Below are 24,440 nucleotides of genomic sequence, written 5' to 3'. Positions count from 1 at the left end.
TCCAGAAAAGGTGATGAATTCAAACGAGTTTAAAATACTTTTTATTTAAAATCAAGCACTTTTCGTTTCATTAATTCACATGGATTTTCTTTTTTTGAAAAAAAAGAAACAAAAAAACTTCTTTTTTTGTCGTCCAGCCAAGGCGAATTCCGCTTTGCGGAACCGTGATTCACTTCGCTATCGCCTATATTTTTGACGCCGACGCACATCGCCCATGCTGAGGTCAAAACCCCGTCTACCGCTTCGTTCATCTCCTTTCGCAGGGCTGCACGACGGTGTTTTCTATCAAAAAATCTTCATTCTACATTGAACGGTTAATCCCAACGAAAGATGGGAACGCAGCATGAGCGAAGCGGCAGGCGCATCTTTGACCTAGTGCGTAGGCTAAAGCTAAGTGTCAAAGATTAAAGCCGTATGCGGAGTGACAATCGGTTCTGCGCAGCGGAATTCGTCTTAGGATTAACCGTATTTCTTCTGTTTTTTTTGTTTCTTTTTATGAAAAAAAAGAAATACCAAAGAAAGTAAAGCTCCAGAAAAAGTGATGAATTCAAAAGAGTTTAAAAGCACTTTTCGTTTCATTATTTCACATGTATTTTCTGTTTTTGAAAAAAAAGAAATGCCTTGGTAAGTGATGTTCTGTAAAATAACTGATAAAATAGATTTTACACGAACGGTTATGTCAATGAATCATTTTAGCGTATTTTAATACCACCAAGCAACACCCATGGTAAAAGAGTATATTGAACTTCAAGTTAAGATGTGCAACCGCCATTTGAAAGATGCGGGGATACATCCGCTATTAGGTTATGTTGGATTGGCCGCATTGTTCCTGGGACTATCTGTTTACCTTTTTCAAAGTACCGAATTTGCCCCCTACATTTACTTGCTTTTCGCGCTGTCGCTGATTGGGAATTTATCGGAAAAGCGGAGATCGGAGTTTCTACGTATTTGTTTTGGTGATTCTCGCATGAAAAAAATTAGAATTTGCGAGAATGTCATGGCTTCTGTGCCCTTTCTAGCTTTTCTGCTGTATCAACAGCTTTTTGTTTATGTGGCATTATTAGTTGCATTGGTTATCCTAATGGCACTCAGCCAGTTCAAAACCGCCTTCCAATGCACCCTGTGGACGCCATTTTCAAAAAGTCCTTTTGAATTTACGGTAGGTTTTAGAAATACATTTTACCTGTTTATTATGGCCTATGCCTTGGCTATTTTGGCTGTGGTACAGAACAATTTTAATTTGGGGATATTCGCTTTGTTGATCGTATTTACCACATGCCTATTTTACCATACCAAAGCAGAAAATGAATATTACGTTTGGTCTTTTCATCTGAAACCGAGAGCATTTTTGTTGAGGAAAATAAAAACGGCCCTACTTTATTCTACTTTACTAGCTTTACCCATAGCACTGCTTCTCTCCTATTTCTTTTATCCAAACATGGGCATCATCTTGCTTTTCTTGGTGCTGGCTTGGGCATTTTTGATTTCCATGGTTGTGAGCAAATATTCCGAGTATCCCAATGAAATATACCTTGCACCCAGTATCTTGTTGGCACTATGCCTTTGGTTTCCGCCCCTTCTCCTGATATTCATACCCTACTATTTCAAAAAATCTGAACACCGCCTTAGCCGTCTATTGAAATGATATCCATCCGAAACTTATCCAAGCAATATGGGACTAAGGTAGTGTTGAATCAAATCCACTTGGATTTTGAGCAAGGGAAAGTATATGGCATTGTGGGTGAAAATGGTGCCGGAAAGACCACCTTATTTAGGTGCATAGCGGGATTAGAAGACTATGAAGGCGAGATCTTCTCTCATCTGACACCCCTTAAAAACCACCTGGGTTTATTGTTGACAGAACCTTTCTTCTTTCCAAAAATAACAGGCAAAGAATACATCCAGTTGTTATGCCAAGCCAGGGACATCCAAATCTCCAACATGGAGGACAGGAACATTTTTGATTTGCCCTTGAACCAATATGCGGCTACTTATTCCACGGGCATGAAGAAGAAATTAGCCTTGACGGCCATTTTACTGCAGGGCAACGAGTATTTTATCCTGGACGAGCCATTTAATGGGGTGGATATAGCCAGTAATATCCTGATTACCGAAATCATTCATCAACTCAAAGCACTGGGTAAGACCGTGATTATTTCCTCGCATATATTCTCCACCTTGAGTGATACCTGCGATGAAATACAGGTAATGAACCAAGGGAGTTTGATCAAGTCTGTGCAAAAGCTAGACTTTGCTACCTTGGAAACAGAAATTAAGCAAATGACTGTGGGTAAGAAATTGGATCAATTAGGATTGACATAAGACAACCAAAATACTTTCCTATATCACCTTCCATGGAAGCTTTTTACACGAATGGTTGAAAGCATTCTTTTAGGTATTTTCTTGCAGATATTTAGCCAAAATACCTCCATGCTAATCCAATTCACGGATTAAACGGTATGTTCTCAATTTCTATGGTTCATTTTCTAGCAAAATTTCAATTTGTCTTTACAACTAAGTTTAGCTAATAGACATTCTGGATATGGTGGGGAAATGGATTTTGGGTAGATTGGGGACAGAAATTAACTTTATAGAAGTTTTAATCAAGTATATATTAAATTCGATGCTCAGTAATTGGAAGATTTATAAGACATTTTTATAAGCTAAATTATTTAGTTATTGGCAATTTCAAAATCACTTTAGTCAAAATGGCAAAAAAGGAAATCAATCCAAACGCAGACAAGGATTATATTGACCAAATAGATTTGTCAAACGAACATAATTTTCCTAAATTCTTAAAATCTATAAAACTATCTCCATTTAGGCATATTACCGATTTAACCTTAAACTTCAATCATCCAATTTCTGTTATAGCAGGGACGAATAGATCTGGGAAATCCACAATTTTAATGGCTTTAGCTTGTAGCCATTTCGACTTCAAAAAAAGAAATGTACATAATGGCATACTTGAAAGACACACATGGAGTTCGATTATGCAATTTACCAGTCAAGACAAACAAAAAATTGACTGGACATATTATATTACTTACAAATATGGAAGTAAGGAGGAAACAAAAAGAGGGCAACGTAAAGCCACTACAAAGAAATGGAACGGTATTGGTAAAAAGGAAACGCAATTTACCAATAGACAAGTTATTTTTCTTGATTTGGACAGAATATCTCCTGCAAGAAATTTTGGTAGAGTAATATTCAATAAATCTCAAAAAGCAGCTGTTACTAATATTTCATCTGCCAATATTCCAAGTATTGAGAAATACCTTTCATACGTTTTGGAAGAAAATTTTAAGCTCAATAAACTTGCAACTCATTTAGACAAAGATATTTTTAAGTATAGTAACTCAAATGAATATTCAAGTTATAATGCAGCAACTGGCGAAGAAGTTCTTACTAAAATAATTATTGACATAATTGAGGCTCCAGACCACTCTCTAATATTAATTGATGAGATAGAAGTAGGTTTACACCCTAAAATCCAAAGACTCTTAATTCAAGCATTATATAATATTGCAAGAAATGATAATAAACAATTTGTATTAACTTCCCATTCCCCATCCATTCTTTCATCTTTACCTGATAAGGCTAGAATTTTTATAGAAAAAATTTCTGAAGGTCAATATAAAGCTATACCTAACATAAGTGTAAATGCTGCATTATCAAAAATGGATTCAATTTCATATCCTTTAGTAGATTTATATTGTGAGGATAATGAAGCAAAAAAAATTATACAAAAAGCGATTTCAGCAATTCAAAGTGAAATGTCATTAACTAATTTTTCTGACTTAATAAACATTGTGGTTTCAGGTAATGGGGACAAAACTTATACTTATTTCAAATCTCATCAAGAGACCTACCCTAACAAAAGAATAAAAACTGGCTACGCATGCATACTTGATGGAGACAGGAGAATATTAAAAAATGCAAGTGGTAATTTGAGCTATCCCCAGGAAGAATGCTTACATTTCATATATTCAAATGACTGTCCTGAAAAATTCTTAACTGCAGAATATTTAAAAAAATACCCAAATAGTACTTTAACTTATCATATAAACAATTCAAACCCACATTGTTTATTTGATAAAATGATTGAAAATTCATTTTGCACGAATAGAGAAGAAGCTTTTGAGAAAAGCTGGAATCATTTTATTACGACAATAGATGGTAAATTATATTTTGATGAATTGAAATCATTTATAATTAAAATGACTAAAAAATATTCGCCTGACCTTTAATTTTGTGTGAATCTGGAAATTAAAATACTATTAAATGATTTAAGATATCATAATTATGACAAAAAGAATTACCGAAAATATATTAGGTTATAAAGTATCTTTCCAAGAAAACACGTGGACAAATATTTCCTTTATAGAACCAACAATTGGTGAAATTTTAAATGAAATAAAATCAAACAAATATAAATATCAAGTATCAGATCTAAGATCAAATTTTAATCAAGGCAATCTAGACTATTACAACAACTATAAAAAACAACTACCTGCTGTTACATTTAGTGGCACTTTTAATAAAAATAGATCCAAAGAAAACATAAAAGAATATAATGGTTTTATTGTATTGGATATTGACAAATTGATTCCAGATCAAATTCAATCATGTTACCATCAACTTTTAAAAGACGAATTTGTTCTTTCATTTTGGCGTTCTCCTTCTAACAATGGCTTCAAAGGTCTCATACAAATAGAATACTTAGATATTTCAAATGAAATAGAACTTGACACAAAACATAAAAGTGCTTTTAAGAAATTATCAACTTATTTTCAAAATAAATATTTCATAGAGTTAGATAAAAGCGGAAGTGACATAAGTAGACTGTGTTTTCTATCATATGATCCAAATCTTGTAATAAAGAAAGAATATAAAATGTTCCAAATTACACATGAGGACATCAATTTTGTACTGCAAAAAAAAATCAAATCAGAGTCTAGAAAAATAAAAGATTTTAACCAAAAAGACTCACTTTATAATCCTGAAGGTCGAAATAATCGAAATGACAGAAAATTAATGACTGATATTATACGCTATTTGACAATGAAAAAATTATCAATAACGTTTTTATATTCTGATTGGTGTAAAGTTGGTTTGGCTATAGTAAATACTTTTACATACGACATTGGATTAAATTACTTCAAAAAATTGAGTATGTTAGATGAGGCAAAATACAATGAAATTCATTGTATCAACTTTTTGAAAAATTGCTATGAAACTAATAATGGAAATGTAAATTTTGCTAGCATAATTTATTTAGCAAACGAAAAAGGATTTATGTCAAAACAACAAAAGATAAAAGAAGGGGTTCCGAAGGTGGAGGTTTAATACTTCGCAAGTATCACTGTCAAAACGGCAAAGCACTAGCCGACAGTTTAAAATGTGCAGACATTTATATGTCAGTATCTTTGTCAATATGCGAGAAATCGCTTTACAGGAACCCCCTTTCTTTCTTTTATTATGAGAACGTTTGAAAGTTATTTTAGCAAAAATGAAATCTTGAAATTGATTTGTAAGTTTCGTGTCAAACTTGCAAAGAACAAGTCCAAGAAACATTTATTGCATTTACTGACTTCAAATCCAGCATTTAACTATCACATTAAATTAAATTCCGAACCGGAAAATGATTATGAAGTAAATCAAAAAGAACTTACAGATTTTTTATTGTCAATATTACCGCCTAGAAAGAAATGGTTGAAATTGGGAGAGCAATCAAGGAGAAAACACAATAATAAAAATGAATTTCTAAGTTCAAATGACAAAAACTATTATAGTCTTTTAAAAACAATAAAATCAGAAAGAAAAAAAATTACAAAAGCAAATTGGTTTATCAATTTAGAAAAATTCGTTGACGAAGTAATGGCTGTTTCCCATGGCAACGAATATGAAGTAATTAAACCAATTATTTTTCCTAAACTTAAAGATAAATTAAAAAAAGGCCAACCAAATGAGTGCAGACCCATTTGCATTTATAGCTTAAAAGACAGAATTGTTTTAAGCTTAACTAACAAATTTTTGACAAGTGTTTTAGATGAGCAATTTCAAGATAGTTCTTTTGCATTTAGGTCAAAAAGAAACTCAGAAGAAAATATCATTTCACATCACGACTGTATTCTTGGAATTGGAGATTTTAGAGATAAAAATGCCGAGAGTAATTTATTTGTTGCGGAATGTGATATGAAAAAATTTTATGACACCGTAAATCATAAAATTGCTACACACATTTTTCAATCATTAATTGAAAGGTCAAAAAATAGATACCCTGAAATAAATTTTGATATATCTATCAAAATATTTAAAAGTTATTTAAAGAGCTTTGCGTATAATGTCGACATTCCTAAGCCTACGAATAAAGATTATTGGGATTCATACAAAATAGAGAAGGGATTTTTTGGTTGGATTGACAAAAATGAATTTAGAAAACATTACTTCTGTTTTTCTCGCAACAGAATTGGCGTTCCGCAAGGCGGTGCACTTTCAGGACTTATAGCAAACATTTATCTAAATCAAGTCGACATAGAAATAAAGAAATATGACGTTTTCTATCTACGTTTCTGTGATGATATGATTATACTTGCTAAAGATTTTGAAACTTGTGATAGAGCAAAGAACGCTTATGAGAATGAATTAAAAAAACTTAAATTATTTCCACACAAATTCAAAAGTTCTGATGAACTAAAGAAAGTTGATAACAATAAAATAAGTTTAACTGAGTTTTGGAACGGAAAATCAAAAGGACCATACAAGTGGGGTAAAGTTGAAGAAAACGGATTTCCGTGGATAGGTTTTGTTGGCTATGAAATGGATTATTTAGGCAACATCCGTGTTCGAAAAAAATCCTTGGTCAAAGAATTATCCAAACAAAAAACTATAATTCGTGAAATAAAAAATGCAGTTAAAACAGGAATGCGAAAACCTAAAGGAACAGTGACAGAATCTGCAATAAACAGACTTATTGGTATGTCAGTTGGTAGAATTGGACTTGACAACTTTGACGAAGTATCTACTGATATGTGTTGGAAAAATGGTTTTAGAGAGTTGACTGTAAATCCACATTCTATTAGACAAATAAAGCAATTAGACAGAAACCGGAGCAAACACTATTACAAATTGCTTAACGAAATTGAAGAACCAAAATTAAAATTTAAAGAGGACGATAGGAAAGAAAAAAGAAAATATTTAAAGTATAACAAACCGTTTAGCTACTTTCACCAAATAATTGAACGACAAAGAAGGTCAAATCTCTAAAATAAGTATGGCTTAGCCGATGACATATTTAATTGAATATACAAACTGCTATTCGGCATGTATACCTTCGGTTCGGCAAGAACAAAAGGATCATGTAGAATGAATAAAAATTAGAATTTGTAATTTAAACCAAGATTCTACGGTCTAATCGTACACTATTTTTACTTCAATTCTATTTTTATTACTTATTGGGGAGATAAAAAGAATTAAAAAACTTATAAAAATCGTAAAATCCTAAGATGAACCATTAAATTACGCTTTCTTCAAAAACTCCGTCTTTAAGACCATCATCGTTTTTTCTACTTTGCCTTCTACTTCGCCTTCAAAATCGGTTAAGCGGATGTTGCGCACCATGGTGCCACGCTTGATGACGCCAGATGATCCACGTACTTTTAAATCTTTGATGACTGTTACTGAATCTCCGTCGTTCAATAAATTACCGTTGCTGTCTTTAACTTCCATGTGCTATAATTTGATTAATATTTTTGGTTCCTATTTCTAAAGCCCAATAAGCGCTGCGCTAAGTCGGGCCGCTGTAATTTGGTCAAACGGTTACGAATCCAATCCTTGAACTCGGCTTTGTACCAAAAGAAATACTTATTTTGATTTTGCTTCTCTTCCTTGGTTTTGGCCGTATAAATCGGCTGCAAGGTATAAGGATGCACGCCTGTATAATAAATCACCTCGGCTACCGTCATGGGCGTTGGGGTGAAATCCTGTACTTGTTCCAAGTGAAAGCCTAAGTCCTTCGTTTCTGCGGCTAAATTCGCCATATCCACTTCCTCACATCCTGGATGAGAGGAAATGAAATAAGGAATCAAAGGCTGTTTCAAACCATGCTTGGCTGAAATGGCATCGTATTTCTCTTTGAACTTTCTGAAATATTTGAACGAAGGCTTGCGCATAACACGCAAAGTAGCGTCCGAGGTATGCTCCGGAGCCACTTTCAATCGGCCAGATACATGGCGCGTAATCAATTGCTCCATGTATTCATCGTGATTCATGTCGGAATTATTCTTGTTGAAATCATCCACCAATAAATCATAACGCACGCCCGAACCCACAAATGCTTTCTTGATCCCTGGATGCGCATCCACTTTTTTGTAAATCTCCGTCAAGGGCTTGTGTGAAGTATCCAAATTGGAACAAATCACGGGGTGAATGCAGCTTGGACTAGAACAACGGGCACAAATGGACTCATCTTTGCCCCGCATCTTGTACATGTTGGCCGAGGGTCCTCCCAAATCAGAAATGTATCCTTTGAAATCCGGTGATTTCGTGATTTGATCGACCTCCTTCATGATGGACTTCTCACTTCTAGAAGCTATGAATTTCCCTTGATGGGCCGAAATGGTACAAAAACTACAACCTCCAAAACAGCCTCGGTGCATGTTGACCGAGAATTTAATCATCTCAAAAGCAGGAATAGGCCCTCTTTTGCGGTATTTAGGATGAGGTAAACGGGTATAAGGCAAATCAAAAGAACGATCCATTTCCACCTCATCCATGGTTTTGAAAGGGGGATTGATGACCAAGGTTTGATCTCCTACTTGTTGGGTAATCCGATTGGCCTGCCATTTATTGGACTCCACCTCCACAATCTTGAAATTGGCGGCGTATTTAATTTTGTCCACCAAGCAATCTTCATGACTGCTCAATTCCACGGTTTCCCAAGAATCCACCACCGGTAAAGCTGCCTCTTTGGGCTGTAAAAATGCGACTTGATTGATGTGGGTCAATTCCGTCAAAGGAATCCCACTTTTCACACCACGAATAATCTCCCGCAAGGGCTGCTCGCCCATGCCGTAGACCAATACATCAGCCTTGGAATCCACTAAAACCGAAGGGAATAATTTGTCGGCCCAGTAATCATAATGCGTCACCCGACGTAAGGACGCTTCTATTCCTCCAATCAAGACAGGAACATCGGGAAAAATTTCTTTGAGGATGTTGGAATACACCGTCGTGGCATAATCCGGTCTAAAACCCGCTTCACCACCCGGAGTATAGGAATCATTGGAACGTAAGCGACGGTTGGCCGTATAATGATTCACCATGGAATCCATGCAACCAGCGGTTACACCAAAAAAATACTTGGGTTTCCCTAATTTCTTGAAATCACGTAAATCATCTTGCCAGTTGGGTTGGGCCACAATACCCACTTTCAAACCTTCACTTTCCATGATTCGACCAATCACTGCGGTGCCAAAAGAGGGATGGTCTACGTAGGCGTCGCCGGATATTAAAATAACATCTAGCTCGTCCCAGCCGCATTTTTCTACTTCTTTTTTTGTCAAGGGTAACCAGTCGGTGATCGGTCTTTCTTCCATGCTACAAAATTAGTGGAAATTGGGTGTTTTACCTATTCTTCAATTATCAACATGTTTTGCAGGGTCATGTCAAACCCTATAATAAGAAATGCCTTGGTAAATGATGAATGAGTTATATTTTCTTTATTTAATTAACATTGTTGGATTAATACTTTTCTTGGTCTTTCTTTTTTTTCATAAAAAAAGAAAGGCCTTGGTAAGTTAAGTTCCATAAAAAGAATTGCTAAAAAAGTTCATACAAGTACATTTCTTAGTTAAAAATTTCCTTGGTCTTTCTTTTTTTTCATAAAAAAAGAAACAAAAAAAACAGATGAAATACGGTTAATCCTAAGACGAATTCTGCAGCGCAGAACCGATTGTCACTCCGCATACGGCTTTAATCTTTGACGCCAACGCACATGGCCTATGCGCAAGGTCAAATATCCGCCTTCCGCTTCGCTCATGCTTCGTTCCAATCTTTCGTTGGGATTAACCGTTTAAATAGGTATTAGTTATTAGAATGTAGAATTTATAGGATTGAAAATACCGTCGGTCAGCACGAGCGAAAGGTGATGAACGCAGCGATAGACGAGGTTTTGACCTCTGCATAGGCGATGCGCGTCGGCGTCAAAAATATAGGCGATAGCGGAGTGAATCACGGTTTCGCAAAGCGAAATTCGCCTTTGCTGGACGACAAAAAAAGAAGTTTTTTTGTTTCTTTTTTTTCAAAAAAAGAAAGGCATTGGTAAGTTAAGTTCCATAAAAAGAATTGTTAAAAAAGTTCATACAAGTACATTTCTTAGTTAAAAATTTCCGTGGTCTTTCTTTTTTTTCATAAAAAAAGAAACAAAAAAAACAGAAGGAATTCGGTTAATCCTAAGACGAATTCTGCTTTGCAGAACCGATTGTCTCTCCGCTTACGGCTTTAATCTTTGACGCTTACGCACATGGCCCATGCGCAAGGTCAAATATCCGCCTTCCGCTTCGCTCATGCTTCGTTCCAATCTTTCGTTGGGATTAACCGTTTATTGTAAATTGAAGAATGTAGAATGCAGAATAATTTTAAGCATGATTATTTCACAATCTATCTTATTTTTGTAAGATATGCAGCTTTCCATCATTTTTGTTAATTACCAAAGTGAAGATCTTTTACTGAATTGCTTCCGAAGCATTTACCAGTATACCCAAGGTTTGGAATTTGAGTGCATTGTGGTGGATAATAAATACCAAGCGGGCGCTAATGCCGCTATTCTTCAGGAATTCCCTGAAACGATATGGATGGATTTGGGCTATAATGCCGGTTTCTCCAAAGCGAATAATGCAGGTTTAGCCGCGGCCAAAGCCCCTCATATCTTGTTCATGAATGCGGATACCTTTGTAAGCGATAATGCCATTTGGAAAGCCTATGATTACCTGCAACAAAAACCTGAAATTGCCGCTGTTGGAGCTATTCAGGTAGATGCCGGGGGAAATCCGATATCCTATTATCGGACGCTGAACGACATCCGCATTGATCTATATATTTTGCCGAATATACCTGCATGGAAGCGTTGGGTATACCAATGTTTTCCTCCGTATGAGGCGCAAGAAAGCTACGAAACGAATAATTTGGTCGGTTTTTTCTTGATGACAAGTAAAGAAGTGATTCAACAAGTGGGCGCATGGGACGAGGATTTTTTCATGTATGCCGAAGATGCCGAATGGAGTACTCGATTAATCAAAGCGGGAAAATTAGCCTATTTTGAGGATATCCGAGTGACGCATTTGTTGGGAGATAATCCCTTCCGAAGAGCGAAAACATCTTGGGTCAATCGTTTTTCAGTTCAAATCCAAGTGTCGAATTTACTGTGGATTAGAAAAAGTTATGGCCAAGGAGCCTATTTGCTTATTCTATTGAACTATGCGGCTTTGGTTCCTTTGTTTTGGACTTGGAAAATTTTGTTGAATTTGGTCAAGAGGAGACCACTGCTGCACAATACGGAAAACCAGGTCTTGTTTAGCCGAAAAACAGGCATGCTGTTTCATTATTTTTGGCAAACGGTTTTCCTGTTAAAAAAGTCGTATCAGATCAAACCCGAAGAAAATGCGCACTAAATGCCAATGCTGATAAATATCATACATAAATCATGTCATCAATCTAAGGATTATGTAGTAAATTCGTTTTTAGCCTAAAATCATCATAAAATAGCATATTTTGAATATCTCCGAGTCCCTATTTCAAGCATTAAGTACCCAATGTCAACCCAAAGAATTGGATTGGTTGAAGGAAAAATCAGCGAAAGACACTAATTCTTTATCGCTCAGCTTTGTCATGGTTCCTCGTTTTATTGAAAAACAAGAACTAGAAAATGAAGTCTTGAGTCAAGCCGCCTCCATCCTACCCGATTGGAATTGGAATGGTTGGACCTTAGACCGCTTGGCCCGTGTGTATTTATTGAGCCTTTGCCAAGAAAGAGAGTTAAGTCGAGAAGAATACATCAAGAAAATCAACCTGCTATTTGATACCGCTGAATTGAACGAGTCCGTTGCCCTATATTCGGCCATTCCGGTTTTCGCTTATCCTGAAGCATGGATGAACCGTGCTACGGATGCGGTACGTTCTAATGTGGGTTTAATCTTTGACGCCATTGCCTTTGGAAATCCATATCCCAAGCAGTATTTCTCGGAATTAGCTTGGAACCAATTGGTCTTAAAATGCATATTCAACGATAAGCCTATCCATCAAATTGAAGGTTTAGCCGAAAGAAATAACGAAGCTTTGGTACAAACCTTGGTGGATTTTGCGCATGAACGTTGGGCGGCGAACCGTCGTGTACCATCGCAAGTTTGGCGCTTAATCGTACCTTATTTGAATCAGAAGATATTACCTGATATTGAAAAATTAATTCATTCCGATTTAGCCTCAGACCGTTTAGCTGCTGCGCTCGTTTTAGCACAAAGCACTTTACCTGAAGCAAAAAAATTGGCAGAAAAATACAAAAACGAGCTTCCTGTAGTCCCAAATGATGCTTGGGGAGCTTTAGAGAAACCAGAACCCATTTACCAACCAGCCTAAGATTATGTGTAAAAATCCACACCAATCGAACCCATCTCATTTTCAAGGATCAGCAGAGGAAGCCATGACTGCTAGCACCGTGGAAGAAACATTTGAGCAATACATCAAAGGCATGAAGTTTTTTGATCCGCATGTGCACATGACGGCAAGAACAACGGATGATTACCAAGCCTTAGCGGATGCTGGAGTGGTGGCCATCATTGAGCCTGCCTTCTGGTTAGGTCAACCTAGAACAGGATTATCGTCGTTTAAAGACTATTTTGCTACGTTGGTTGGTTGGGAGCGTTTTCGTTCTTCTCAATTTGGCATCAAGCATTATTGCACCATTGGACTTAACTCTCGCGAGGCTAATAATGAAGCTTTGGCTGAGGAGGTAATGGAGATTTTACCCTTATTCTTGCAAAAAGAAGGCGTAGTGGGTGTAGGTGAAATTGGTTTTGATGACCAAACAGCCTTGGAAGAAAAATACTACCGAGCACAATTGGAATTGGCCAAAGAAATGGGCTTGCCTGTGCAGGTGCATACGCCTCACCGAGATAAGAAAAAAGGTACAGAAAGAAGCATGGCCATCGCTTTGGAGCATGGTTTAGATCCTCATATGGTCATCATTGACCATAACAACGAGGAAACCGTTAAATCGGTATTGGATCAAGGATTCTATGCCGCCTTTACCATTTACCCCTTCACTAAAATGGGAAATGAGCGCATGGTGGAAATTGTCAAACAATACGGCCCATCCATGATCATGATTAATTCGGCGGCCGACTGGGGTATTTCCGATCCCTTGGCGATTCCAAAAACAGCAGCATTGATGAAAATGAAAGGTATTTCGGATGAAGATATTCGTTTAGTAACCTACCAAAATGCCTTGGATGCTTTTGCTCAAAGTGGACAAATTAAGGAATCTGATTTTATCCATGGCATGGAAATAGATCAGTCTCTGAAATTCAATGGCAATACGGTTTTACGTGGTGGACAAGCTCCAAGAGTCAATAAAAACTCCTTGATCATTCGCTAATGAGTCAGATTAGGGCCTTTTTGGAATTAACTCGACCCGCCAATGTCATCACGGCTTTGACCGACATCATGGCGGGTATGGCCATCGTGGGTTTCCTTTTTGTTTGGAAAGATTATTCCATACAGCCCCTTTTCTTATTAGGATTTTCCACCATGTGTTTATATGCAGGTGGGGTGGTGTTCAATGATGTGTTTGATAGAGATTTGGATAGCCTAGAACGACCAGAAAGAGCTTTACCCAGTGGAAGGATTTCTTTACAAGCCGCTATTGCAGGAGGTTTACTCCTTTTAGTTTTGGGCATTTTCTTAGCCTTCAAACAAAGTATACTCAGTGGCTACGTGGCCATTATCATTACTTTATTAGCCCTATTTTACGACTGGAAAGGAAAACACATGCCATACTTTGGCCCCATCAACATGGGCCTTTGCAGAGCATTTAACCTACTTTTGGGCATGTCGGTCTACGAACTAGGGGTCATAGAACAGGGACAATGGATGATATTACCTTTGATTTACATTGCAGCCATTACCATGGTGAGTCGGGGTGAAGTACATGGAAGTACCCCTTGGCCCATAGCGGCAGCGGCCTTTTTCTTTTTGATCATTCATGCGGCACAATTATCCTTGGCCATTAAATCGGAACAATGGATTGCCATTCCTTTCATTATCTTGCACATCACGCTTATATTTAAACCTTTAATAAAAGCATATCAAAATCCCATTGGACCCAACATTGGTAAAACGGTGAAAGCAGGTGTCTTGTCACTCATTGTGATGAACGCGGCCTGGGTGAGTCTAAGTGGACAATGGATGATTGCTTTGGCAGTGTTAGCCCTATTACCCATTTCCATGCGAGTAGGGAAATTCTTTGCCGTTACGTAATTTTATAGCATGCAGTCATTAGAACAATATTTTCAGGTACCCTTTCGCTATCAAGTCATTTTTTCCAAAGGCTTATTCCAACAAGATAATCCCGTTTTCAAGGATTTCATCTTGAACTTTGGCTTAGCCGATTTTAGGAAAAGGATTGTGTTTGTCATCGACAAAGGCGTGGCAGATGCCCATCCGAACTTGACCTCTGAAATCGTCCACTACTTTGAAACGTATCCTGTGGCAGATTTATCCCCAGAAATCTTGATTTTACCCGGTGGAGAAATATGTAAAAATGACCCTCGCTTTTATGAAGAAGTGGTTCGGGCTATTGATGAGCATCGCATCGATCGACACTCTTTTGTGGCATGTATTGGTGGTGGAGCCTTTTTAGATATGAGCGGTTATGCCGCAGCTATCTCGCACCGAGGGGTGAAATTCATTCGTATACCGAGTACGGTTTTATCTCAAAATGATTCGGGAGTAGGCGTTAAAAATGGAGTGAATTACATGGGAAAGAAAAATTTCCTAGGCACTTTTGCTCCACCCGTAGCTGTGTTCAACGATGTGAATTTATTGGCTACCTTAAACGACCGCGACTGGAGATCAGGTATTGCAGAAGCCATCAAAGTAGCTTTAATCAAGGATTTAGCCTTCTTCCAATGGTTGGAAGCCAATGCAGCAGCCATGAATGAGCGCAATGAAGCGGCCATGATGGAACAAATCTACCGTTGCGCTGAATTACATATGCAGCACATTTCCAGCGGGGATCCTTTTGAATTAGGATCAGCTAGACCCTTGGATTTTGGCCATTGGGCAGCTCATAAATTAGAATATTTAAGCAATTTTGAGATTCGTCATGGAGAAGCTGTGGCCATTGGTCTTGCTTTAGATACAGCCTATTCGCATGAAATTGGCTATTTAACCGCTGAGGAAAGAGACCGTGTGATTGCGGTGATTCGAACTTTAGGATTTGATACCTACCACCCAGCTTTGGCAGAAAATGATAAAGCCAATTTATTCAAAGGCTTGCAGGAATTCCAAGAGCATTTGGGTGGACAATTATGTATTACTTTGTTGGAAAAACTAGGCAAAGGAAAAGAAGTGCATGAAATGAATTTCGATTTAATTAAAAAATCGGTTGATTTCTTAGCTCAATTAGGATAGCATACCATGAAAACAGCACAAGGGCTTTTAAGTTATTGTTCCAACATTCATCCGGGTGAAATTTGGTCTGAACATTTTGCCAATCTTCAAAAAAACATACCGGCTATCAAAGCGGTAGTAAGTCCTGATGCTCCCATGGGCCTAGGTTTACGCATTGCCGATTTAGCCAGTAGAGATTTACAAGATGAACAAGCTTGGAAAGCCTTGACAGATTGGTTGAAAGCCGAGGATTTGTACGTATTTACGCTCAACGGATTTCCTTTTGGAGGATTTCATGGCGTAGTGGTTAAAGACGATGTGCACACACCTGATTGGACCACAACAGAACGTTACGATTATACCCTGCGTTTGGCCCATATTTTAGCCAAATTATTGCCAGAAAGTCAAGCTTCAGGAGGCATTTCCACCTCTCCACTCTCCTACCGTTTTTGGTGGAAAAGTCCAGAGGCATTGCAAGAAGCTACTGAAAAAGGCACCTTGGCCTTAGTAGATTTAGTGGATTCTTTGGCACACATTGAACAAGCTACAGGAAAAAGCATACACATTGATATTGAACCAGAACCCGATGGTATTTTAGAAAACCACCGTGAATTCGTGGATTGGTATGGTGCCTGTTTATTGCCACTAGGTATTCCTCATTTAATCGAAAAAGGATATAGCGCTACCAAAGCCGAGGAATTGATTCGTCGACATATTCAAATCTGTTTTGACATCTGTCATTTCGGAGTAAGCTATGATCATCCTGCTACCTGCATTGCTGAGTTGAAGGAAAAAGGCATACAAGTAGGAAAGATACAGGTGAGTTCAGCCTTGCGGTTGGACTTTAGTCAGCAAGCGGAAGAAAAATTAGCCTTGCTGAAAAAATACCAAGAGCCTGTTTATTTACATCAGGTGAAAGCCAAAAAAGTGGATGGCAGTTTCATCCAATATCCGGATTTGGACCAAGCCTTTGCGGCTTATGAGCCAGGGGCATTTTTGGAATGGAGAATTCACTACCATGTGCCTTTATTTTTAGAGAATTATGGATTATTGGGTTCCACACAGAAAGAAATTCGAGAAACATTAGCCATACAAAAGCAGAAAGCATTCACCGGACAAATGGAAATAGAAACCTATACCTGGGCTGTCTTGCCGGAAGAACATCAAATTCCCATTCATGAATCCATCATTCGAGAAATTCAATGGGTACAAGAACAATTAAAAGCCTAAAACTATGCAAAAGACGGTCGTGATTGATGTGGTTGGATTAAGTCAAAGTGTTCTCTGCGAACATACACCGTTTTTAAACCAGTTCATTGCTTCCAAGCAAATTTGCCACATCAAACCCGTTTTACCAGCTGTTACGACCACTTCTCAAAGTTGTTATGTGACTGGAAAATATCCCAATGAAAACGGAATCGTGGGAAATGGCTGGTATGACCGCGAAGATGCCGAAGTGAAGTTTTGGAAACAATCCAACCACCTAGTTCAAGGGGAGAAAATTTGGGATGCCGCCAAAAAGGCAAATCCGAATTTTACCTGTGCCAAAATGTTCTGGTGGTACAACATGTATTCTACAGCGGATTATTCTGTCACGCCTCGTCCACAGTACCATGCAGACGGCGTAAAAGCACCCGACTGCTACTCCTACCCCGCCTCCTTACGCGATGAATTACAAGCGGAACTAGGAACATTCCCATTATTTAGTTTTTGGGGGCCTAATGCCAATATCAAATCGACCCAATGGATTGCTGATGCTTCTATCTGGGTGGATAAGAAATATAATCCCACGCTGAATCTGATTTATTTGCCGCATTTGGACTATTGTCTGCAAAAATTTGGCCCAGATATTCCCAAGATAGCGAAGGAGTTGAAGGAAATAGATGAAGTGGTCAAAGACCTAGTGACGCATTTTGAAAGTACAGGAGCGGAAGTGATTCTATTATCCGAATATGGAATCAACGAAGTGAATCAGCCTATTTACATCAATCGTATTTTGCGTGAAAAAGGTTTGATTAGCATACGCATTGAACAAGGCTTAGAACTACTGGATGCAGGTGCTAGTGTGGCATTTGCAACGGCAGATCACCAAATAGCGCACGTCTACATTCAAGATGCCAACAAAATAGCGGCAATAAAGGCCGATTTAGAAAAAGTACCCGGCATAGCTAAAGTCTTAAATAAGAAGGAACAAAAAGCCTACCACATTGATCATGCCCGCAGTGGGGAATTGGTATTAATAGCCGAGCCGCAGGCTTGGTTTGTCTATTATTTCTGGATGAATGACGCCAAAGCGCCTGACTATGCCCGTTTAGTGGATATTCATAAAAAACCAGGTTATGACCCTGTAGAGATGTTTATGGACCCTAAAAACCCCTTCATTAAACTCAGAGCGGCCTATAAATTGGCTAGAAAACTCAGTGGTTTTCGCTATTTGATGGATGTAATTCCACTAGATGCCACGCTCATCAAAGGTTCCCATGGAAGTATTTTTTGTGAGCCAGCCTATTATCCTATTTATGTATCGGATCAAAAAAGCCTTCCTAGCCAAGTAGAGGCGCCTGAAGTATATGATTTAATTTGGAAAACTATTTTTCAATAAAAATTTAATTAGAAAAATTAGCACTATATTTAGCCATTAAATCAATAAAATACTTTACCATGAAAAAACTAATTGCTCTATGCGCCATGATGGCGATGCTCCTTGGCCTGAGTACAAAAGCTACTGCACAAGACTTTGATCCAAAAGCGATGGTTCAACGTCAGCTTGACCGTTATTCTACGGAATTAAAACTGACTGATGATCAGGTTAAAAAACTGGAGCCGATTATTTCCGCTCGTATGCAAAAAATGACGGAATTCCGTCAGGCTGGCATGGAGCGTGAGCAAATGATGGCAGAAATGAAGAAAATCAATGATGGACAATTGGAATCATTGAAAGCCATTTTCTCTCCAGAACAATTGGAAAAATACATCACGATGCAAAGTCAAATGCGTCAAGGTGGTCCTCCAAGAAACTAATTCTTTATATATCTTTTAGCAATGAAAACGAAACTATTTCTCATAGGGCTGGTCATGATCAGCCCTATACTTTTATTCAGCAATCCCATTCGAGTGGGAATAGCCGGAATGACGCATGATCACGTGGGTCAGGCGCTACATGCCGCACAAAAAAATGCGGATGTGGTCATTGTTGGATTTGCCGAGAAAAATAAAAACTTGGCCATGCGCCTGCTCAAGCAATACCAATTACCCGAATCCCTTTGGTTCCCCGATTTAGAAACACTGATTGCCCAAACAAAACCAGAAGCCGTTTGTGCATTTAATAGCATCTATGAACATTTGGAAGTCGTCCAAACTTGTGCCCCCAAAGGCATACATGTAATGGTAGAAAAACCGTTGGCTGTCAATATGGATCATCTGGCTAAGATGAAAGCCTTGGTTAAAAAGCATCCGATAGCCCTATTAACCAATTTTGAAACGACTTGGTATCCCTCCCATGCCAAGATGTGGGACATGCTGAAAGTGGAAAAATCCTTGGGGGATCTGCGCAAGGTAGTCATCATGGACGGACATAATGGTCCCGTAGAAATTGGTTGTTCGAAAGAATTCTTAGCTTGGCTAACCGACCCTAAAATGAACGGTGGAGGAGCATTGATTGATTTTGGTTGCTATGGTGCTAACATCATGACTTGGCTCATGGAAGGACAAAAGCCTATTTCCGTGACAGCTGTGAGCCAACATTTAAAACCGCACATCTATCCTAAAGTAGATGATGAAACCACCATTATTTTAAACTACCCTAATGCTCAGGCCATCATTCAAGGTTCCTGGAATTGGCCATTTGATAGAAAAGACACCGAATTATATGCCAGCAAAGGTATTTTAGTGGCCAATAAGACCAAACAAATGAAGTATGTTGCTGAAGGTCGATTTGGCAAAGAAAGCCTCATTGATTTATCTCCATTAGCTCCCGAAAGAGCCAATGTATTTGCCTATTTAGCTGCTGTAGTACAAGGCAAAATAGATCCACAAAAGGATTTGTCTTCTTTAGCCATCAATGAAATTGTAGTGGAAATATTATCCGCTGCCTCTGAATCTGCAAAAACTCACAAAACCATTTTTTTAAAATAACATGAAAGCATTTTTTCTTTTACTCCTATTGCCTACGTTGGCATTTGCCCAGAAACCCATGCAAATCAATGGCAAAGACATCGGCATGGTATCTTTTACTTACCGCAATAGCTTATCCAAAAACATGGCCAAAACTTTAGATACCTTAAAAAACCAAGGTATTACCGACATGGAATTCTCCAGTTTATTTGGCAAAACAGCCCAAGAAGTGAGAGACCTGTTGGATGAAAGGGGCATGAAATGTTCTTCTTTCGGAGTAAATATGGCTGATGCATTAAACAAGACGGATCAGGTGGGCGAAAATGCGAAAACCTTAGGTGCTTCCTTTGTTCGAGTGGCATGGATTCCTCATACAGGTCCGTTTACCTTAGAAATGGCCCAAAAGACGGCTCAGGAATTTAACCAAATTGGTAAAGCCTTGAAAGAGAAATATGACCTAACCTTTTGCTACCACAACCATGGCTTTGAATTTGAGCCTTATGGAGAAGGTACATTGTTTGATTACTTGGTTCAAAATACGGATCCTAAATTTGTCAGCTATGAAATGGATATCCTTTGGACTTTTTTCCCAGGTCAAAATCCAGCGTCTCTGTTGGAAAAATATGGTAATCGCTTTAAATTGGTGCACTTGAAGGATTTGAAAAAAGGAGTGCAAGGAAATATGTCGGGTGGCACATCTGTGGAAAATGATGTAGCTTTAGGAAGTGGGCAACTGAACATACCTGAAATCATGAAAGCGGCGAAAAAAGCCAAAATTCAGCATTATTATTTAGAGGATGAAAGCTCTAGATATCCCGTTCAAACCCGACAAAGCAGAACCTATTTATCGAATTTAAAATAATATGACAAAGCGTTTTCTTTACCTATTGATCTTACAAATAGTCCTTGTCACCCAGGTTGTAGGGCAGCAAGATATCGAAAAGAAAATCCAAACGGATTTGATTTTAGCGGAAGATGGAAGTACCATACAATTAGAAGAAGGTACTTTCCAAATATCCCAAAGTCTCTCCATGGATGGTAAAAAAAACATGATCATCCGCGGTAAAGGAATCGATAAAACCATCCTTTCCTTTAAAAATCAAGTGGGAGGAGCCGAAGGCATTAAAATCAGCAATTCTGAAAACATCATTTTGGAAGATCTGACCGTGCAGGATTCCAAAGGGGATTTAATCAAAACCATGCATGTCAAAGGCATCACCTTTCGCCGAATCAAGGCCGAGTGGACAGGCAAACCCTCTCCTAGCAATGGTAGCTATGCGCTTTATCCGGTGCTTTGTGAAAATGTATTGATTGATAGTTGCATTGCCATTGGTGCCTCAGATGCAGGTATTTATGTAGGTCAATCCAAGTACATTGAAGTGAAAAATAGTATCGCATTTCAAAATGTAGCTGGGATAGAAATTGAAAATTCTCAATTTGCCGAGGTGCATCACAATAAAGCCTATGGCAATACAGGAGGCATTTTGGTCTTTGATTTACCTGATTTGGTTCAGAAAAAAGGAGGTCATGTGAAAGTATATCAAAATGAGGTCATTGAAAATAACCTAGCCAATTTTGCCCCCAAAGGAAACATTGTGGCTCGTGTCCCAAAAGGAACGGGCATGCTCGTTTTAGCTACGAGTCAGGTAGAAATTTTCAATAATAAGATTCACCAAAATAGAACCATGGGCGTGGGAATTATTTCTTACCACATGACGGAAAATAAAATCACGGATTTGGAATATGACCCCTATCCTACAGCCATTGAAATCCGTGACAATGATTTTGAAAGAAAAGCCGGCAGAGTTCCTGCCAAAGGTCGATTTGGTCAGATGTATCGCTTCAAACTGAAATTTGGTAGACAGGTACCCAATATTGTGTATGATGGCATCTTGGACCCGAAACGATTGGATTCCAGCGGTGAATATTTTCCTTCGTATCGTATTTGTATTCGAAACAATACGAATCAAAGCTTCGCCAATATCGATGCTGAACACGATTTCAAAAACATCCAACGCGACGTCAGTTTGTACAATTGCCATCTTCAAGCATTTAAGACACTCCGTTAATCATGAACAGGTCTTTTCGTTTAGGCTTGATGATATTGGTTTGGATGACCTTTATCAACGCTAGTTCCATCCAAAAAAGCACGACTGGCTATGTCATGAAATTATCCGATTATGGATTTTTCAAGGGTGATTTAAAAGATCAAAATCCACAAGACGGCGTGATTCCTTACCAATTGAATTCCCCCCTTTTTTCGGATTATGCATCCAAACTCCGCTTTATCAAATTACCAGCGGAAAGTAAGGTGGCCTATAATGCAGATTCCGTATTTCAGTTTCCGGTGGGCACCGCCATCATTAAAACCTTTTATTATCCCAAAGATGAAGCCAATCCTTCGGCAGGAAGGAGAATCATGGAAACACGGGTGTTAATCCGACAAGAAAAGTCGTGGGTAGCCTTGCCCTATATTTGGGATGAAGCCCAAACAGAAGCCACTTTGGAAGTAGCAGGAGGTTCTTCTATGGTTAGTTGGAAGGACAAACAAGGCATACTAAAACAGGTAAATTATCAAGTGCCTAACATGAACCAATGCAAAGGTTGCCATGAACGAAGTGGCAAAATGACGCCCATTGGTCCTTCGGCCCGACAAGTAAACGGAGAGTTTCATTATGTTTCTGGGAAGCAAAATCAATTGGATTATTGGGCAAAAGCAGGCATTTTATCGGGTTTACCCCATCTGAATGAAATTCCAGCGCTAGTCAATTATGCCGATGAAAGTAAGTCGCTCGATGAACGTGCCAAAGCCTATTTAGACATCAACTGCGCGCATTGCCATAACCCAACAGGACCTGCACGCTCTTCAGGATTATATTTACAATGGGATTCAAAAGATAAAACAGCCTATGGGTTCATGAAGACCCCGGTAGCAGCGGGAAGAGGATCAGGCAATTTGAAATACGATATTGTTCCCGGCAAAGCCAAAGAAAGTATCTTGGCCTACCGCATGGATTCCGTAGACCCAGGCATTATGATGCCTGAACTAGGTCGAAAAATGAAACATCAGGCAGGAATCAAATTGATTCAAGATTGGATAAACTCCTTAGCACATTAACATGAAAACAAGCTTTATCTTTCCTCTTTTGCTGGGTATGTCCCTGGTTTTTCCGAGTTTGGCTCAGAAGAAACCGAATATCATTTACATATTAGCCGATGATTTGGGCTATGGAGATATCTCCATCTATAATCCCAAAGGAGATAAAGTAGCCACTCCTCACATCGATCAATTGGCTAAAGAAGGCATGCGCTTTTTAGATGCTCATTCTGCTTCTGGAGTTTGTACGCCATCCAGATACGCCATCATGACGGGACAATATCCTTTTCGAAGTAAATTACCTGTGGGCGTATTGCGTGGCTATAGTCGCAGCTTGATTGAAAAAGAACGTATGACCGTTGCTTCTTTTCTCAAAAGTCAAGGCTATCAAACAGGCGTGGTTGGCAAATGGCATTTGGGTTTGGACTGGGCCGTAAAAGCCGGTTTTGAAGGCAATATAACCCAAGTGAATTATGGCATCAAGGAAGAAATGAAGCCAGAGCATATTGATTTTGACCAAGATCCTACAGGTGGTCCTGCTGCGGTGGGTTTCGACTATTCCTATATTTTGCCAGCATCGTTGGACATGCCACCCTATTGCTATTTGGAAAACCAACATTTGGTGGAGAAGCCTACTGGCTATACAGATGGCAATAAATTAACCACAGGGTATACAGGTCCCTTTTGGCGAGAAGGAAAAATGGCACCTAGTTTTGATTTCTATGGAGTTATGCCCCGATTCATCGATAAATCCAACGAGTTTTTGGCCCGTCAAAAACCCAATAAACCCTTTTTCTTGTACATCCCCTTTTCTGGTCCACATACTCCTTGGGTTCCTCAAAACAAATTCAAGGGAAGCTCCAAAGCCGGCGAGTATGGGGATTTTGTTCAACAAGTGGATGCTTCGGTTGGTCAACTCATGAAAACCTTGGATAGCCTTGGATTAAAAGAAAACACCATCGTTATTTTTACCAGCGATAATGGGCCCTATTGGAGAGAAAATTTCGTGAAAGAATTTCAACATCAGGCGGCTGGAGAATGGAGAGGAATGAAAGGTGATGCCTTTGAAGCTGGCCACCGTATCCCGTTCATTGTTCGTTGGCCTAAGAAAGTAAAGGCCAAAAGCACGTCCCATGCCTTAGTTTCTCAAACCAGTTTATTAGCTACTTGTCAACAAATCCTAGGTCAAAGCACCAGCAAAAATGACAGTTATGGCATTTACCCATTATTGACCCAGAAAAGCAAGGATATTCCAGAGCAAGAGGCTTTGGTATTCACCACGTCCATCGGGTATTTAGTTGTCCGACAGGGTGAATGGAAATGGGTGGAAGGATTGGGCTCGGGAGGTTTCACTGACCCTAGAAATGTCAAAGCCACCAATCACATCACTGGCCAATTATTTAACCTAAAACTTGACCCCAAAGAATCGGAAAACTTGTTTGAGAAATATCCTGAAAAGGTTAGTGAGATGAGGGCGCTACTACAGCGGATTAAAAATGTAGAATGAAGAATTGATAGTTATTAGTGTTTAGGGATTAGTGTTTAGAATTTAAAATAGAGTTCT

General features: G+C 38.7%; 21 protein-coding genes. 18 read left to right on the top strand and 3 right to left on the bottom strand.

Annotated features, from left to right (window positions below; genetic code table 11):
- Positions 1-41 precede the first annotated feature (41 nt).
- A complete protein-coding gene (locus EWU23_RS13370) occupies positions 42-251 on the bottom strand; it encodes a hypothetical protein (RefSeq protein ID WP_166233045.1) in 210 nt (69 codons plus the stop codon).
- A 473-nt stretch (positions 252-724) separates the two neighbouring features.
- Between EWU23_RS13370 and EWU23_RS13365 the strand changes: the two genes are divergently transcribed.
- The 5 genes from EWU23_RS13365 (at position 725) to EWU23_RS13345 (ending at position 7,269) form a co-directional block, all read left to right on the top strand.
- Entirely contained in the window at positions 725-1,645 is a 921-nt protein-coding gene (locus EWU23_RS13365; protein ID WP_166233043.1) for an ABC transporter permease, read from the top strand.
- Positions 1,642-2,322 carry an ABC transporter ATP-binding protein gene (locus tag EWU23_RS13360; RefSeq protein WP_166233041.1) on the top strand — a complete coding sequence of 227 codons (681 nt, stop codon included), beginning with the start codon at positions 1,642-1,644 and terminating at the stop codon, positions 2,320-2,322. The genes EWU23_RS13365 and EWU23_RS13360 overlap by 4 nt, the downstream gene beginning before the upstream one ends.
- A 386-nt stretch (positions 2,323-2,708) precedes the next feature.
- The gene (locus tag EWU23_RS13355; RefSeq protein WP_166233039.1) at positions 2,709-4,250 is read left to right on the top strand and encodes an AAA family ATPase; all 1,542 of its coding nucleotides are present in this window, start codon (positions 2,709-2,711) and stop codon (positions 4,248-4,250) included.
- A gap of 55 nt (positions 4,251-4,305) precedes the next feature.
- Positions 4,306-5,349 (top strand): BT4734/BF3469 family protein, encoded by a 1,044-nt coding sequence (locus EWU23_RS13350; RefSeq protein WP_166233037.1) that lies wholly within the window; start codon positions 4,306-4,308, stop codon positions 5,347-5,349.
- A 132-nt stretch (positions 5,350-5,481) separates the two neighbouring features.
- Positions 5,482-7,269, top strand: coding sequence for a reverse transcriptase/maturase family protein (locus tag EWU23_RS13345; protein WP_166233035.1), 1,788 nt, complete (start codon positions 5,482-5,484; stop codon positions 7,267-7,269).
- A 252-nt stretch (positions 7,270-7,521) separates the two neighbouring features.
- Here EWU23_RS13345 and EWU23_RS13340 read toward each other — a convergent pair whose 3' ends face one another.
- Together EWU23_RS13340 and EWU23_RS13335 are read right to left on the bottom strand one after the other, a co-directional pair.
- Positions 7,522-7,731 carry a zinc ribbon domain-containing protein YjdM gene (locus EWU23_RS13340; RefSeq protein ID WP_109322565.1) on the bottom strand — a complete coding sequence of 70 codons (210 nt, stop codon included), beginning with the start codon at positions 7,729-7,731 and terminating at the stop codon, positions 7,522-7,524.
- Positions 7,732-7,745: 14 nt separating this feature from the next.
- The gene (locus EWU23_RS13335; protein WP_166233033.1) at positions 7,746-9,599 is read right to left on the bottom strand and encodes a YgiQ family radical SAM protein; all 1,854 of its coding nucleotides are present in this window, start codon (positions 9,597-9,599) and stop codon (positions 7,746-7,748) included.
- 1,083 nt (positions 9,600-10,682) lie between these two features.
- On the opposite strand from EWU23_RS13335, the gene EWU23_RS13330 reads away from it, so the two are divergent.
- The 13 genes from EWU23_RS13330 (at position 10,683) to EWU23_RS13270 (ending at position 24,383) form a co-directional block, all read left to right on the top strand.
- The gene (locus EWU23_RS13330) at positions 10,683-11,672 is read left to right on the top strand and encodes a glycosyltransferase family 2 protein (protein ID WP_166233031.1); all 990 of its coding nucleotides are present in this window, start codon (positions 10,683-10,685) and stop codon (positions 11,670-11,672) included.
- A 100-nt stretch (positions 11,673-11,772) separates the two neighbouring features.
- The gene (locus EWU23_RS13325; RefSeq protein ID WP_166233029.1) at positions 11,773-12,633 is read left to right on the top strand and encodes an EboA domain-containing protein; all 861 of its coding nucleotides are present in this window, start codon (positions 11,773-11,775) and stop codon (positions 12,631-12,633) included.
- Between the two features lie 64 nt (positions 12,634-12,697).
- The gene (locus EWU23_RS13320; RefSeq protein ID WP_235942223.1) at positions 12,698-13,651 is read left to right on the top strand and encodes a TatD family hydrolase; all 954 of its coding nucleotides are present in this window, start codon (positions 12,698-12,700) and stop codon (positions 13,649-13,651) included.
- Complete coding sequence (gene eboC / locus EWU23_RS13315; RefSeq protein ID WP_166233025.1) at positions 13,651-14,532, top strand: UbiA-like protein EboC; 882 nt, start codon at positions 13,651-13,653, stop codon at positions 14,530-14,532. Before EWU23_RS13320 ends, eboC begins: the two co-directional genes overlap by 1 nt.
- Before the next feature lie 9 nt (positions 14,533-14,541).
- Positions 14,542-15,687, top strand: coding sequence for a 3-dehydroquinate synthase (locus EWU23_RS13310; RefSeq protein WP_166233023.1), 1,146 nt, complete (start codon positions 14,542-14,544; stop codon positions 15,685-15,687).
- 6 nt (positions 15,688-15,693) lie between these two features.
- Positions 15,694-16,896: a metabolite traffic protein EboE gene (gene eboE / locus EWU23_RS13305; RefSeq protein WP_166233021.1), complete on the top strand. Its 1,203-nt coding sequence runs from the start codon at positions 15,694-15,696 to the stop codon at positions 16,894-16,896.
- Positions 16,897-16,900: 4 nt separating this feature from the next.
- A complete protein-coding gene (locus tag EWU23_RS13300) occupies positions 16,901-18,268 on the top strand; it encodes an alkaline phosphatase family protein (RefSeq protein ID WP_166233019.1) in 1,368 nt (455 codons plus the stop codon).
- A gap of 59 nt (positions 18,269-18,327) precedes the next feature.
- Positions 18,328-18,687 carry a hypothetical protein gene (locus EWU23_RS13295; RefSeq protein WP_166233017.1) on the top strand — a complete coding sequence of 120 codons (360 nt, stop codon included), beginning with the start codon at positions 18,328-18,330 and terminating at the stop codon, positions 18,685-18,687.
- Positions 18,688-18,708: 21 nt separating this feature from the next.
- Positions 18,709-19,800, top strand: a complete 1,092-nt coding sequence (locus tag EWU23_RS13290) for a Gfo/Idh/MocA family protein (protein WP_166233015.1) — start codon at positions 18,709-18,711, stop codon at positions 19,798-19,800.
- A gap of 1 nt (position 19,801) precedes the next feature.
- Positions 19,802-20,641 carry a sugar phosphate isomerase/epimerase family protein gene (locus EWU23_RS13285; RefSeq protein WP_166233013.1) on the top strand — a complete coding sequence of 280 codons (840 nt, stop codon included), beginning with the start codon at positions 19,802-19,804 and terminating at the stop codon, positions 20,639-20,641.
- 1 nt (position 20,642) lies between these two features.
- Positions 20,643-21,848, top strand: a complete 1,206-nt coding sequence (locus tag EWU23_RS13280) for a parallel beta-helix domain-containing protein (protein WP_166233011.1) — start codon at positions 20,643-20,645, stop codon at positions 21,846-21,848.
- A gap of 2 nt (positions 21,849-21,850) precedes the next feature.
- Positions 21,851-22,897, top strand: a complete 1,047-nt coding sequence (locus tag EWU23_RS13275) for an SO2930 family diheme c-type cytochrome (protein ID WP_166233009.1) — start codon at positions 21,851-21,853, stop codon at positions 22,895-22,897.
- 1 nt (position 22,898) lies between these two features.
- The gene (locus EWU23_RS13270; protein WP_166233007.1) at positions 22,899-24,383 is read left to right on the top strand and encodes a sulfatase family protein; all 1,485 of its coding nucleotides are present in this window, start codon (positions 22,899-22,901) and stop codon (positions 24,381-24,383) included.
- Positions 24,384-24,440 lie beyond the last annotated feature (57 nt).

The organism is Aquirufa beregesia (assembly GCF_011090385.1).
GTDB lineage: Bacteria > Bacteroidota > Bacteroidia > Cytophagales > Spirosomataceae > Aquirufa > Aquirufa beregesia.
This window is presented reverse-complemented; position numbering and strand designations above follow the sequence as displayed.

What these genes read in the sequence shown, in the direction of transcription:
- EWU23_RS13290 (WP_166233015.1), top strand. Translation starts at nt 18,709, where the DNA reads ATGAAAACGAAACTATTTCTCATAGGGCTGGTCATGATCAGCCCTATA.
- eboC (WP_166233025.1), top strand. Translation starts at nt 13,651, where the DNA reads ATGAGTCAGATTAGGGCCTTTTTGGAATTAACTCGACCCGCCAATGTC.
- EWU23_RS13275 (WP_166233009.1), top strand. Translation starts at nt 21,851, where the DNA reads ATGAACAGGTCTTTTCGTTTAGGCTTGATGATATTGGTTTGGATGACC.
- EWU23_RS13355 (WP_166233039.1), top strand. Translation starts at nt 2,709, where the DNA reads ATGGCAAAAAAGGAAATCAATCCAAACGCAGACAAGGATTATATTGAC.
- EWU23_RS13345 (WP_166233035.1), top strand. Translation starts at nt 5,482, where the DNA reads ATGAGAACGTTTGAAAGTTATTTTAGCAAAAATGAAATCTTGAAATTG.
- EWU23_RS13335 (WP_166233033.1), bottom strand. Translation starts at nt 9,599, where the DNA reads ATGGAAGAAAGACCGATCACCGACTGGTTACCCTTGACAAAAAAAGAA.
- EWU23_RS13280 (WP_166233011.1), top strand. Translation starts at nt 20,643, where the DNA reads ATGACAAAGCGTTTTCTTTACCTATTGATCTTACAAATAGTCCTTGTC.
- EWU23_RS13365 (WP_166233043.1), top strand. Translation starts at nt 725, where the DNA reads ATGGTAAAAGAGTATATTGAACTTCAAGTTAAGATGTGCAACCGCCAT.
- EWU23_RS13360 (WP_166233041.1), top strand. Translation starts at nt 1,642, where the DNA reads ATGATATCCATCCGAAACTTATCCAAGCAATATGGGACTAAGGTAGTG.
- EWU23_RS13330 (WP_166233031.1), top strand. Translation starts at nt 10,683, where the DNA reads ATGCAGCTTTCCATCATTTTTGTTAATTACCAAAGTGAAGATCTTTTA.
- EWU23_RS13350 (WP_166233037.1), top strand. Translation starts at nt 4,306, where the DNA reads ATGACAAAAAGAATTACCGAAAATATATTAGGTTATAAAGTATCTTTC.
- EWU23_RS13295 (WP_166233017.1), top strand. Translation starts at nt 18,328, where the DNA reads ATGAAAAAACTAATTGCTCTATGCGCCATGATGGCGATGCTCCTTGGC.
- eboE (WP_166233021.1), top strand. Translation starts at nt 15,694, where the DNA reads ATGAAAACAGCACAAGGGCTTTTAAGTTATTGTTCCAACATTCATCCG.
- EWU23_RS13270 (WP_166233007.1), top strand. Translation starts at nt 22,899, where the DNA reads ATGAAAACAAGCTTTATCTTTCCTCTTTTGCTGGGTATGTCCCTGGTT.
- EWU23_RS13285 (WP_166233013.1), top strand. Translation starts at nt 19,802, where the DNA reads ATGAAAGCATTTTTTCTTTTACTCCTATTGCCTACGTTGGCATTTGCC.
- EWU23_RS13370 (WP_166233045.1), bottom strand. Translation starts at nt 251, where the DNA reads ATGAACGAAGCGGTAGACGGGGTTTTGACCTCAGCATGGGCGATGTGC.
- EWU23_RS13320 (WP_235942223.1), top strand. Translation starts at nt 12,698, where the DNA reads ATGACTGCTAGCACCGTGGAAGAAACATTTGAGCAATACATCAAAGGC.
- EWU23_RS13310 (WP_166233023.1), top strand. Translation starts at nt 14,542, where the DNA reads ATGCAGTCATTAGAACAATATTTTCAGGTACCCTTTCGCTATCAAGTC.
- EWU23_RS13340 (WP_109322565.1), bottom strand. Translation starts at nt 7,731, where the DNA reads ATGGAAGTTAAAGACAGCAACGGTAATTTATTGAACGACGGAGATTCA.
- EWU23_RS13300 (WP_166233019.1), top strand. Translation starts at nt 16,901, where the DNA reads ATGCAAAAGACGGTCGTGATTGATGTGGTTGGATTAAGTCAAAGTGTT.